The sequence below is a fragment of the Secundilactobacillus silagincola genome (assembly GCF_002583405.1).
Classification (GTDB): domain Bacteria; phylum Bacillota; class Bacilli; order Lactobacillales; family Lactobacillaceae; genus Secundilactobacillus; species Secundilactobacillus silagincola.
In genome coordinates this window covers 15,932-28,804 of sequence record NZ_BCMJ01000007.1, presented here as the reverse complement: position 1 = coordinate 28,804, position 12,873 = coordinate 15,932, and the positions used below count along the sequence as shown (strand labels likewise).

General features: G+C 43.0%; 12 protein-coding genes and 1 tRNA gene. 2 read left to right on the top strand and 11 right to left on the bottom strand.

The window, feature by feature from the left end; all coding sequences use genetic code 11:
- Positions 1-151: 151 nt before the first annotated feature.
- The 4 genes from gltX to CES82_RS08740 all read right to left on the bottom strand — a co-directional run bounded on the left by gltX (position 152) and on the right by CES82_RS08740 (position 5,039).
- Positions 152-1,645 carry a glutamate--tRNA ligase gene (gene gltX, locus CES82_RS08755; protein WP_098825486.1) on the bottom strand — a complete coding sequence of 498 codons (1,494 nt, stop codon included), beginning with the start codon at positions 1,643-1,645 and terminating at the stop codon, positions 152-154.
- 174 nt (positions 1,646-1,819) lie between these two features.
- Positions 1,820-3,004 carry a PIN/TRAM domain-containing protein gene (locus CES82_RS08750; RefSeq protein WP_098825484.1) on the bottom strand — a complete coding sequence of 395 codons (1,185 nt, stop codon included), beginning with the start codon at positions 3,002-3,004 and terminating at the stop codon, positions 1,820-1,822.
- Between the two features lie 20 nt (positions 3,005-3,024).
- Entirely contained in the window at positions 3,025-4,395 is a 1,371-nt protein-coding gene (gene radA / locus CES82_RS08745) for a DNA repair protein RadA (protein ID WP_098825482.1), read from the bottom strand.
- Between the two features lie 107 nt (positions 4,396-4,502).
- A complete protein-coding gene (locus CES82_RS08740) occupies positions 4,503-5,039 on the bottom strand; it encodes a dCTP deaminase/dUTPase family protein (protein WP_098825480.1) in 537 nt (178 codons plus the stop codon).
- Between the two features lie 169 nt (positions 5,040-5,208).
- On the opposite strand from CES82_RS08740, the gene CES82_RS08735 reads away from it, so the two are divergent.
- Positions 5,209-6,528 carry a C1 family peptidase gene (locus CES82_RS08735; protein ID WP_263850130.1) on the top strand — a complete coding sequence of 440 codons (1,320 nt, stop codon included), beginning with the start codon at positions 5,209-5,211 and terminating at the stop codon, positions 6,526-6,528.
- A gap of 221 nt (positions 6,529-6,749) precedes the next feature.
- On the opposite strand, the gene CES82_RS08730 is transcribed toward CES82_RS08735, so the two are convergent.
- Both CES82_RS08730 and CES82_RS08725 read right to left on the bottom strand, forming a co-directional pair.
- Positions 6,750-7,424 carry a 2,3-bisphosphoglycerate-dependent phosphoglycerate mutase gene (locus tag CES82_RS08730; protein WP_098825477.1) on the bottom strand — a complete coding sequence of 225 codons (675 nt, stop codon included), beginning with the start codon at positions 7,422-7,424 and terminating at the stop codon, positions 6,750-6,752.
- Positions 7,425-7,531: 107 nt separating this feature from the next.
- Positions 7,532-8,485 (bottom strand): AEC family transporter, encoded by a 954-nt coding sequence (locus tag CES82_RS08725; protein WP_098825475.1) that lies wholly within the window; start codon positions 8,483-8,485, stop codon positions 7,532-7,534.
- Between the two features lie 353 nt (positions 8,486-8,838).
- Between CES82_RS08725 and CES82_RS08720 the strand changes: the two genes are divergently transcribed.
- Complete coding sequence (locus CES82_RS08720; RefSeq protein WP_098825474.1) at positions 8,839-9,918, top strand: LCP family glycopolymer transferase; 1,080 nt, start codon at positions 8,839-8,841, stop codon at positions 9,916-9,918.
- Positions 9,919-10,006: 88 nt separating this feature from the next.
- Here CES82_RS08720 and CES82_RS08715 read toward each other — a convergent pair whose 3' ends face one another.
- The 5 genes from CES82_RS08715 to thrB form a co-directional block, all read right to left on the bottom strand.
- Positions 10,007-10,510, bottom strand: coding sequence for a PTS sugar transporter subunit IIB (locus CES82_RS08715; RefSeq protein WP_098825472.1), 504 nt, complete (start codon positions 10,508-10,510; stop codon positions 10,007-10,009).
- A gap of 5 nt (positions 10,511-10,515) precedes the next feature.
- Positions 10,516-10,926 (bottom strand): PTS sugar transporter subunit IIA, encoded by a 411-nt coding sequence (locus CES82_RS08710; RefSeq protein ID WP_098825470.1) that lies wholly within the window; start codon positions 10,924-10,926, stop codon positions 10,516-10,518.
- Between the two features lie 109 nt (positions 10,927-11,035).
- Positions 11,036-11,662: an HAD family hydrolase gene (locus tag CES82_RS08705; protein WP_098825468.1), complete on the bottom strand. Its 627-nt coding sequence runs from the start codon at positions 11,660-11,662 to the stop codon at positions 11,036-11,038.
- Positions 11,663-11,744: 82 nt separating this feature from the next.
- Positions 11,745-11,829, bottom strand: a tRNA-Leu gene (locus CES82_RS08700).
- Between the two features lie 66 nt (positions 11,830-11,895).
- Complete coding sequence (gene thrB / locus CES82_RS08695; RefSeq protein ID WP_098825466.1) at positions 11,896-12,777, bottom strand: homoserine kinase; 882 nt, start codon at positions 12,775-12,777, stop codon at positions 11,896-11,898.
- Positions 12,778-12,873: the final 96 nt, after the last annotated feature.

Sequence of the window (12,873 nt, the reverse complement as noted above, 5' to 3'; positions counted from 1 at the left end):
ATCATAATTAATCTCTATACCGACATTTTTAGTGACATCATTGCAAATTAATTAGGCTGTACGAGCTACGATAATCTTTTTTACATGAGAAACAAGAAAAGGGCTAGCTGCAGATTCGCTTACCTGCAACCAAGCCCTCTAACTCGTTTAACTAATTTTCATTCAGTTGTGCCAAGGTTTGAGCAACGTGCTCCAACGTCTTGTCACGACCAACCAGTTCAATTGATTCTGGTAATTCTGGTCCGTGCATTTCGTGGGTAACGGCAATTCGGATAGGCATCCAAAGCTTCCGTCCCTTAATACCAGTGTCCTTTTGAATAGCTTTGATGGTTGCTAGAATCTGAACTTTATCAAAAATTGGTAACTTCTTGATTCGTTCAGAGAATTCCTTCAAAACAACTGGTGCGGTATCGTTAGAAATTTCTTCTAACGCATCACCACTGACTTCTTCAGGTTCTTCAAAGAAGACGCTAGCCATGTCGTTGATCTGAGCCATATAACTCATTTGTTGCTTATATAAATTGATCAACTGACGAGCCCATTCAAGGGTCTTAGCATCTGGATTTTCAGGAACGTTACCTGCTTCAATCAATTGTTGCAAAGCTAAGTCCACCACAACGTCTTCATCAGAAGATTTAACGTACTGGTTATTGATCCATTCCAGTTTCTTCTTATCGAAGGTAGCTGGTGATTTACTCAAACGCTTTTCATCGTACATCTTGACGAATTCCTTCAATGAGTAAATTTCGTCTTCACCCACTGGTGACCAGCCAAGCAAGATGATGAAGTTCAATAGCGCATCAGGTAAGTAGCCAAGCTTGCGGTACTGTTCAATAAATTGCAAAACAGTTTCGTCACGCTTAGACAACTTCTTACCAGTATCCTTGCTAATGATCAGACTCATGTGGCCAAACTTTGGTGCATCCCAGCCAAAGGCTTCGTAAATCATCAATTGCTTAGGCGTGTTGGCAACGTGATCATCACCACGGAAAACGTGTGAGATCTTCATTAAATGATCATCCAAAACAACCGCAAAGTTGTAAGTTGGAATACCATCGGCCTTAACAATGACAAAGTCACCGCCAATGGTGTCAGAATCAAAGGAAACCTTACCCTTAACCATGTCATCCCAAGCATAAGTCTTGTGTTCTGGAACGTGGAAACGGATAACAGGCTTCAAGCCCTTAGCTTCAGATTCAGCCATTTTAGTCTTGATTTCATCATCTGACATGCCAGCATATTCGTATTCATAATGAGGCATCTCGTGACGGGCACGTTGTGCTTCACGGTCAGCTTCAAGTTCTTCTTCAGTTCGGTAAGATTTATAGGCTTTACCTTCATCCAGCAATTGTTGGATGTAAGGCTTGTAGATATCAAAACGTTCTGATTGACGATAAGGACCGTATTCTCCCGGCTTGTCAGGACCTTCATCCCAATCAAGACCTAACCAACGTAAATTATCCAGTTGGCTTTTTTCGCCGTCAGCCACGTTTCGTTTTGTATCGGTGTCTTCGATTCGAATAATAAACTTACCCTTGTAGTGACGCGCAAACAAGTAATTAAATAGTGCTGTCCGTGCGTTACCAATATGCAGATGTCCAGTAGGACTAGGTGCATACCGAACGCGAATTGAATCATTTGCCAATATCTATTCCGCCTCTTTCAAAATATTTCGATTTGAAACTCTCTTTGTCCGCCAACAAAGGGATACATCGCTTGATGCATCCCTTTTGTCAACGAACACACTTCATACAGTATTCCAGTGTACCAAACAATCGACATCTTTTTAAGTGTACAATGGAACTTCCGAAAAGAAAAGTTAGTTCGACTTCTTCTTATTATTTTTTTGGTTAGTTGTGCTATTTTTGTTTGATTTATCGCCTTTATCGGTTTCTTCTTTAATTTCATGAGTTGAATGTGCCGGTTTAGCAAAAATCATCCGTCCAGCATCCGTTTGAATGGCAGAGGTCACAATGACGTCCAAGTGTTCGTTCAAATAGTAACGACCATCTTCTACCACGACCATGGTCCCGTCATCTAGGTAAGCAACCCCCTGCTGACGTTCGGTTCCGTTTTTAACCACCATGACATCCAAGTGTTCACCCGGAATCACTCGTGGCTTCAAAGCGTTGGCCAAAGCATTGATGTTAAGTACCTGTACCTTTTGAAATTCGATGACCTTGTTCAAGTTATAGTCATTGGTGACAATTACACCATCGACTTCTTTTGCCAACCGAATCAGCTTACTGTCAACCTCTGAAATATCGTCATAGTCACCTTCGTACATTTCAACGGGAATGATATTTTCCTCACGCAACTTGTTAAGAATATCAAGTCCCCGGCGACCACGGACGCGCTTAATACTGTCGCTGGAATCAGCAATGTACTGTAATTCATACAGCACAAAATTCGGGACTAACAGCGTACCTTCAATGAAACCCGTTTTGACCAAATCATAAATTCGACCATCAATCAAAATATTGGTATCCAGAATTTTATAGTGATGATAGTTTTCATCGATTGGTCGATCAATGATGCTTTCACCGTCATCCGTGCTTTTCTTGGTTCGAAATGAAAATAGTTTTCGCCATTCTTCTCGTTTAGTCGTCCCGAGCCGAAAGCCAAGATAACCAAACAAAATCATTAAAATAACGGGAATTAATCCGCTAAATATTGGTGAATTGATCCGGTAAAGCGGTGTCGAAATCAGTATCGCCAGAATCAATCCAACAATTGTAGAAACACTTCCGAACAGTAAATATGCGGGGCTTTTTGAAGTCAGTGATTTCTCAAATCGATTGATCAGGCGCTCGATGTAACCTGAAAAAATAAGGGATAATAGCCATAACACTAGCGCACCAATAATACCATTCGTGATTTCGTTGTTAAACCACGTTCGGTTTGAGTAACCAAAGCCTGCCCATACAAGTGGAATATAGGCAGCGCCAAGTCCTAATCCAATAAACGCAAAAATTGCTTGAATAATTGCTCTTTTTTTATTCAATTAATTCACCTCCAAATCCGTTAAGCTAAAATCTTATGCAGTGCCTCCCCAAGCGTAGCCACGCCAATCACCTCAATATCAGTTGGCGCCGTCCAATCCTTCAGATTATTTTTAGGAATGTAGATTCGTTTAAAACCAAGTTTCGAAGCTTCCTTTACCCGGTCTTCAATCCGGTTGACCCGGCGAACTTCACCAGTTAAGCCAATTTCTCCCACGTAACACTCATTCGGATTAGTCCCCTTATCTCGATACGAACTGGCAATGCTAATGGCTAGAGCCAGGTCAATTGCCGGTTCATCCAACTTAACGCCACCAGCGGCCTTCAAATAAGCATCCTGATTTTGCAGCATGAGATTGGCCCGCTTTTCCAGCACTGCCATGATCAATGATACACGGTTTCGGTCAAGTCCGGAAGCAGTCCGCTGAGCATTCCCAAAAACAGAAGGCGTTAACAAAGCCTGAATTTCTACGAGGATGGGCCTGGTTCCTTCCATGGAAACTACGATTGCGGAACCAGTAGCGTCTTTTAAACGCTCCTCCAGAAAAATTTCTGAAGGATTTTTAACTTCTTTTAACCCGTCTTCCTGCATCTCAAAAATACCCAATTCATTAGTGGATCCAAACCGATTCTTCACGGCTCGAAGAATACGGTACGTATGGTGGAGATCCCCTTCAAAATAAAGAACGGTATCAACCATATGTTCCAAAACTTTAGGACCAGCAATGGCACCGCCCTTGGTCACGTGACCCACCACAAAGATGGTGACACCCTGTGATTTAGCGATTCGCATGAGTTCAGCAGTAACCTGTCGAATTTGCGAAACTGACCCGATTGCTGAAGTAATCTCAGGCTCTGACATGGTCTGAACCGAATCGATCACAACGTAATTTGGCTTCATCTCATTGATATTCGCCCGAATCCGACTCATATCGGTTTCAGGATACAAATAAAGATTGTCACTTGCAACGCCTAAACGGTTAGCACGCATTTTAATTTGGTTAGCACTCTCTTCACCAGAGACGTAGAGTACCGTACCACCAGTTTGACTCAGTTGGCCGGATACCTGCAGCAACAAGGTGGATTTACCAATTCCCGGATCACCACCAATTAAGACCAAGGACCCAGGAACGACACCGCCACCCAAAACACGGTTAAGTTCACCTAGCTGTGTTTTGACCCGAGGTTCTTTTTGCATTGAAACCGCGGCTAGCTTTTCCGGCTTAGTCACCGTACCACCGCTTAAACTAGTTGCTGTTTTAACAGTCGTCGCTGGCGCAATCACTTCTTCAACGAAGGTATTCCACTTGCCGCAATTGGGACAGCGCCCCAAAAATCTCGGTGCCTGATAACCACATTCTTGACAGACAAACTGTGTTTTTTCTTTCGCCAATCATTTCAATCCTTTCCGGTGATACTCTGACTAATACTAACCAAACTTATTTTAGCATAGTCTCCGCCTGTTGAAGGCTTAGACTCTTAAGCTTTATTTCTTTTTAACTACTTACCAGAAGAACCAAAACCACCCTGGCGTTCCTGCTGAGGCTTTTGTTCATCATCCGCCGTAAGATAGTGCATAAAGAGGCCCTGCCCAATACGATCACCCTTGGCAACCTTGGCATCCGTCAGGCCAAAGTTCAGCACCTGCATAAAGATTTCTCCCTCGTTGCTGTCATTGTTATAATAATCGGCATCAATCACGCCAATCCCATTTGGAATGACTAGGCTGCGCTTAAGTGGGTTGCTTGAGCGGTTCGCCAAGATCAACACTTCGTCATCACCCATATATGCCTTGATCCCCGTTGGAATTAAAAATGGTTTGAGAATCTTTTTAGCCTTTTTTGAAGTTTCGTTATCCACATTTGACTCATGACGAATTGCCCAGATCACTTTCAAAAAATCAAGTTTCCAAATACTCGGCACGTTAAAATCAACCGCACTTTCAAAGTCATATCCGGCTGCCCGTTTTGTGGTGCGATACGGCAAATGTAACCCCTCGTTAGCGTAGGAAGAAACAATTTCAAATCCACGTGTCATCTCTCTCACTCCTTTCATGCATGTGTTTTATATCTTACACTATAACGTTGTGGGAAAACACCCCAAAACAGTCTATACTTAGCTCACTTTTACCACCGAAATGTTGTACAATAATGACTATGAAACGAGAAGGAGTGTGATCCATTTGAGTAATGATAAAACAGCTGCTATCAGCAGTGATCAAATTACCCGCTATCAGACTTTATTTAACGACCGTAAGGATGCCAAAGTGGTGGAACGCGCAGTTAGCCATCAAGGGATTCTGGCTACCAGTGCTGATTTTGCTTCCGACACTGACATGACACCCGTCTTTTCCATTGAGTTGGATACAGGGAAAGTCGCCAATCAAAAACAAAGTGGTCGTTGCTGGATGTTTGCGGCATTAAACATCATGCGTCATCACTTAGCTGACCTGTTTAACCTCAGTGATTTCGAACTTTCTCAAAACTATACTAATTTCTGGGATAAATTCGAAAAAGCAAACTACTTCTATCAAAACGTTCTGGACACGGCAGACCAACCGCTAACCAGCCGTAAGGTCGCCTTTCTCATGGCAACCCCACAGCAGGATGGCGGCCAATGGGATATGCTTTGCGCTATCATTGAAAAATACGGTATCGTACCAAGATCAGTGATGCCTGAAACCTATAACAGTTCCAAATCCAGTGAACTAAATAGCACGTTAAACAAAAAGTTGCGTAAAGATGCCGTTACTCTTCGTGGCTTAACTGCTAAGGGCGCCAGTGATGACGAAATTGCCGCTGCACGTGACAAAATGCTAGGTGAAGTTTACCGACTGCTGTGCTATACGTTAGGTGAACCAGCACAAAAATTTGATTTTGAATATCGCGATGACGATAAGAACTACCACATTGATCGTGACTTAACGCCAAAATCGTTTTATGACAAATACGTTGGCTGGAACTTAGCCGATTACGTTTCCATCATCAACTCGCCAACTTCAGATAAACCGTATAATAAAACTTATACCGTTGAAATGTTGGGTAACGTTGTGGGTGGCCGTGAAGTTAAGCACTTAAACGTCACTATGGATGATTTTAAACAACTCGCCATTGCTCAGTTGAAGGATGGCCAAAGTGTTTGGTTTGGTTGTGACGTTGGTCAAAGTTCTGACCGTCAAAAAGGCATCATGGATACTAACGCCTACAAAAAAGACGAACTACTGGATATGGATCTCTCCATGACTAAGGCGGAACGTTTGGATTACGCTGAAAGCCTAATGACTCACGCCATGGTAATTACCGGTGTTGATCTCGTCGACGGTAAACCAACTAAGTGGAAAGTTGAAAATTCTTGGGGCGACAAGGTAGGTACCAAAGGCTACTTTGTGATGAGTGACAGTTGGATGACAGAGTACTGCTACCAAGTTGTTGTGAACAAGAAGTACCTGAGTCCTGAACTGCGTCAGGCTCAAGAAGCAGAACCAACTGTTTTAGCCCCTTGGGATCCAATGGGTGCTTTAGCATAATAGAGTGTGAAGGTAGGCGCTTAGAGACTGGAGCGTAAACCCAAAAGGAACGGTGGTCAGGCGATTTTTGCCTGATCACCGTTCCTTTTGGGCTTACGTGCAAGTCTTTGCCTACCTGAACACGTTTTAGAATATCTTAAACCATATACTACCTTATCGAAAATCCAGATAACGCCCCTATCAATCAATATAAACTCACGTTAAGGTATTTTAATCACCCTTTACGCTTTCAGTTCCTTTTTACTAATCACGTTCAATTGGGTATCAAATTCATAAACAATCGGCACCCCGTTTGGAACTTCTAAATGGTCGATATCTGCATCACTGATCTGATCAATATACTTAATCAGTGCTCTTAACGTACTGCCATGAGCAACCACCAACTGATTATGTCCATCCAGCAACCGCGGTGCGATTTCATCCTGCCAATATGGCATTAAACGGTCATAAGCCATTTCAAGGCTTTCACCCCTAGGTTCAGTTACCCCTAACGGCTCATATCGTGGGTCTTGATCAGGCTGATCTAACAGTGGCGGTACTACATGATAACTACGCCGCCAAAGCTTAAACTGTTTCTCACCCACTTCGGCTTTCACCGCTGCTTTCTTCTTCCCCCGCAACGCGCCATAATGACGCTCATTGAGACGCCAAGATTTCGTCACTGGCAGATAAAGTTGATCGATCTCATCCAGCACAATGTTAGCTGTCATAATTGCCCGTTTTAACATGGACGTATGCAAATGTTCAAACTGCAGTCCCGCCTGTTTAATGGCTTTTCCAGCCTGGTGGGCTTGTGCAATGCCCTTTTTCGTCAGTGGTACATCACTCCAACCAGTAAACACACCATCTCGATTAGCCTGACTTTCACCATGACGCAAAACGACTAATTTAACCATAAAACTGACCCTCTCTTCTCATGCTCTTTCATTCACATAACAGTATATCACCGGCTTTAAATTCAATAAAGGGACCTCGGCATGAAGTCGAAGTCCCCTTAATGAATTTAATGAGAAGCATTTAATAGTAACATCAAAATTGGAATGACCAGCAAGCTAAGTAATGTGGATTCAGTCACCATTACCGCTGCAAAACTAGAATCTGCACCGTAGAGTTTCGATACAACGGGCGCATTGGTCATAACGGGCATTGCGGATTGGATGATGAAAACTTGTTTCATCATCATCGGCATCCCAGTTGGTAATACCAAAAGCGCCATTAACGCTGGTGCTAAAATAAATCGACCAAACAGGATTCCCAGACTGCCACGATTGATCGTCAAATCATGAAGATCAACATTAGCAATTGCAATACCAATAAAGATCATGGAGAGTGGAACCGTTAAGCCACCAATATAATTCAGATCCGCCATGATAAAGTTCGGCAGTTGAATTTTCAGCAAAACCAAAACGACCCCAACCATAAAACCAAGCAAAGGCGGTGAAAAAACCTTTTTAAGTGTTTGACCCAGACTAAAGTGATAATCGCCCTCGCCGTCACGTTGGATCAGATAAACGCCTAAAGTCCAGAAAATCGTCGTGTTGGCCATGTAGTAGACCAAGACGTAAGGCAAACTTTTAGCCGCACCAAATAGCGCAACGTTAACAGGCAGGCCGACAAACACCGTATTTGAATTAAAAAACATGGATTCGAAAAGTCCGCGATGACTTTTCCTAATATGTAGAACTTTGGCAACGATGATTGAAATACCAAACAGGATCATCATTGATACCACGGGGAAACGCAAGTCAGGTAACGTCTCCACTAATCGCTTAAACGTAAACTTGCTGGTAATGGTATATGCCATATATGCGGGTAAGGCCACCTGAGTAACCAACCGAGCAATCAACTTGCTGGCTGATTCATTAAACCAGCCTAGATTAGTCAGAAGGTAACCTAGCGCAATCATTAGAAGAATCTCAACCACGCCCGCAACACTCCGGGCGAATAATAGTAACATTGTTTGTTATACCTTCTTTCACATCAAAAATTAATATTCATTATAGCATAATTCAATAACGTTGACTTTACAACCTCACAAATATCTACTTGAAGAACTTCAAAGACGAGTTCAATTACCGTTATTTAAGCCCTCGTTACCCAATTTAACCCTTCACATTCTGTCATTCAATGTAACTTCTACTCATTGAACGGTTTACGTGACCCGCAATTTGTGATGTAATAGTACAGTTAGGCAGGGGAAGAAGCGTCTAATATTTTTCTTAAAATCGACTTAAGCTTCATGAAAGAACCACACTATCTGAGAAAATAGACCTATAATGCAAAGAGATTTTACAGAGGCGAGGGAAACTTATGGCATCAAATAATTTCGATCCAGATCAAAATAATCAATCAACACGGCGAAGTGATTATTCACACTTCAAATCACATAAAAAACACCATGGCTTACTTTGGAGCATCCTAATCATTGTCTTAATTCTGATTACTGGTGGGATTGCCTATGGTTATCATGCTTATAACCAAGCGAAGCAAACTTTCGACAACACGTTTCAAGCGGGACAAACAGATAAGCTACGGAACGTGGACAACGTGATTAAACAAGGGAAACCCTTCTCAATTCTTTTGATGGGAACTGATACCGGTGCCCTTGGTAGAAACGATGTTGGGCGAACAGATACCCTGATTGTTGCAACGATCAATCCTAAAAAGGAAACCGCCTATCTGACTAGTATTCCTCGTGATACCCGCGTTCAAGTGAAGGGTGATTCGCAGCCGTACGAAAAGATCAACGCTGCTTACACGATTGGCGGCGCTGCCGGCTCTGTTTCCACCGTCGAAAACCTACTCGATATTCCGATCGACTTCTACGCCATCGTTAATATGGGTGGTTTGGAGAAGATGGTCAATGCCGTTGGCGGTGTCGATGTTGTCCCACCAATGACGTTCCACTATGGCAATGCTAACGTGGTGAAGGGACAAAAGATCCACTTGGACGGCAAAGCAGCCTTGGATTATTCACGAATGCGTGAAGAAGATCCATTAGGCGATTACGGACGTCAAAAACGGCAACGACAAGTCCTTCAAAAGCTTGTTGTCAAGGGTGTGGGCATCACCTCACTTCCACGATATAAACAGATTTTGACCTCTTTGAACGGCAATATGAAAACCGATATGACTTTTAATGATATGTTAGCAATTCGAACCAAGTACGGCGATGCTAGTCACCACATTAAATCTCAAACACTGCAAGGTCAGGACGCCATGATTAACGGTATTTCTTATCAAGTGGCCCCACTTTCAGAATTACAAAAGGTCTCTAACAATATTAGACATACTTTGGGTCTTAGCGAATCAACTAAGTTAACGCCTAGTTCTACGGGTACAGGCGATGACAGCAGTTATACCTCGTCAACCAGTAGCTCCGGATATTAAGCCTAATTAGATTAGATTTTAAAATTGAATTCACAAAAAAGCGCTATTCGACTGAATAGTGCTTTTTTGTGTGGAATCCGTTCAATTCTTAAAAGGTCAATTTATCTAAAAATGGCTTGATATCTATTGGGTTATCATCGGGTTTTTGCTGCACGACCACTTTCAACTTTGCGTGATCGGTTAAATAGCGTAATGCCTTTGCCTCGTTTTTATCGACCGCCACGCCATCCATTAGCATTTTCATACCATCTTGATAGGCAAGTATCCCTAAGTTAATCCCAATCCCGCTTAGATCAATACCGCCCTTAACCAGCTTAGCCATGTCCTTAGCAGTTTCCGTCAGGAGTATTGGCCGAAAATCGTTGAATCGAGAATCTTGATAAATGGTCAGCATCTTTTTTAACGTCAGCACATTAGCTTCAACCCCTGCTGGCACAGACTGTAAAATCAGCGTCTGTCGTAAATGGTTTTGAGCCACCCGGTTCGAGACAACTAAGATTCGGTTAGGCGCGGTGGCCTTCACCCAGCCACTTGCGACCTGACTAGGTAACAGACGGCTACCGATGCGTGCAAACTTGATGTCCATTGTCATAGTGGTTAAGCCCCTTTGTGACCTGTCTCCGGTTCAAAATGCCGAATACCTTTCTGACCGCTCTTCTCTAGATGGTCAACCACTTTATCTAACGGTTGATCCCGAATGGTAAACGCATCCATCACGATTGGCAGATTAACCCCCGTGATCATCGCCATCTGTTCAGGCTGCTGACTCACGAAATGAGAGGCAACAGTGAATGGCGAGCCACCCCACAAATCAACTAGAAACAACACAGCATCGGCAGAGTCAAACTTACTTAGCGCGGTTTGAAATTTGATGATCAAGTCATCTGGCGTTTCTTTTTCCTCAAAAGTCACGGTTGCAATGTTAGTCTGCTTTCCAAAAATCATCGTTGCAGACTGTAAAAGTCCCTTGGCCAAATTACCGTGGCTAGCAATCACAATGGCAATCACGACATTGCCTCCTCATCATTAAACAAAATTAATTCCTACATCCATTACTACTTACAGTTGCTATTATCATAGCACACTGACCCGATTCATGCCCCGACACATTGGCAAATTAACGAACCAGGGCAAGTAAATCTTCGGGAGTCGCAAACGTATAATCGGCACCTTCAACCTTTGATGCCCCACCATTCCCCCAAGCCACTAAACCAAACTTAATTCCGGCTGCGTGGGCAGCTTGCCCATCAAACTTGGTATCACCAATGTAGATAGTTTCTTCAGGATTGGCATTTAGTCGATCCATCGCCACTAAAATTGGATCTGGCGCCGGTTTACCCCGTTTAGCATCTTCAAAGAAAACAAACTGACTAAAATATTTGTCTAATTCCAGCGGTGTGACGTCCCGCTTAAATTCAAATGTTTGTTTGGAAGTCATAATTGCCAGTTGCGTCGTGGGCTGTTCGTTCAAATCTGACAGCATTTTCTCAATCCCATCATAGACGTGGACCAGTGGCTGAAATTCTGGAATGGCTTGTGCCCATTCGTTTAGGATTGGCTGTATCAAGTCTGCTGGCACTTTAAGGTGCTTTAAAGCGTCTAGACTAGTAATTCCAAACGTTTGTGTTAACTCACTGTACGGGTGCTTAATTTGGTGCTGACGAAGGACCTTGTCCAGTGCCTTCATGTACATCGCTTCAGTATCAAGCAAGGTACCATCTACGTCAAAAATAAAGTTTTTCATTAACCCTAACCTCCGAAAAAATTTCAATCAAAAAAACTCGAAATATTTAACCAAAGCTGGTCAAACATTCCGAGTTTACGTATGCGGCCAAGAGGACTCGAACCTCCACCGGGAAAACCCCGACAAGATCCTTAATCTTGCGCGTCTGCCAGTTCCGCCATGGCCGCATCAACAAGAAATAATATACCAGAATTATAACTTGTTTTCAATGGTTATTTGCAAAATAGTTATATTTACTCCGCATTTACCGTCGCGCCTTGACGATCAATATCAAAAATACGGAGACTTCCCCTGACATCTTTATCCATTAATTTTTGGCGTAAAACAATTAATTGCGGTTCCTTAGCAAAGGTCCCAATCGTTGGCCCAGCGCCACTTAAGTAGGTACCGTAAATACCAAGTTGGTGTGCCGTTTCACGAATCATTGGTAGTTCAGGGACGAGTTTGGTCCGGGCAGCTTCATGAAATTGATCACGTTCCATCATGTGACTAACTAATTCCCAATTTTTAGTTGCTAAACCAGCAACCATCACATTAGCAACGCTACTTCCGATTACCGCCTGTTTACGAGGTAACTGATCCGATAAGACATTTCGGCTGTCAGAAGTCAATAACGGCTGGTTTTTGATAAAGGCCAGCATTTTTAATCCCTCTGGCATTGCCAGTTTAACGCTAGTTGCGCTTTCGCCGTCAAAATCAGAAATGGTTACGTCACCTAATAAAGCTGGTGCAGCATTGTCTGGATGTCCCTCTATTTTAGCAGCTATCGTCACTTGATCAGCTAGTGAAAGATCCATTTTGCCTAATTCGTTCGCAATTTTAACTCCCGCAACCACTGCGGTAGAAGAACTGCCTAAGCCACGAGCCACTGGAATGTCAGACATCACTGTCAGTTGATGCGGTTGAAGGTTGGGGTTCACCTTCAACGCAGATTGAACGATCAAATTTTGATCATCCGTTGGGACATCAGGACCTAAAGCGTGGTTTACCCGCCACTGCTCAGTTTTTTCTTCCACGATCACCGTGAGGTATAAATGCAGTGCAACCCCAATAGAATCAAATCCTGGTCCTAAATTGGCCGATGTCGCTGGTACCCGAATCACAATTTTACCCATAAACTCATCCTCCAATGCTGAAATGTAACGCGATTAGAACACTTTCAGTTCTCATTCACTATTATCAAGTACATCAATTTAAATTTCAATCCTGTT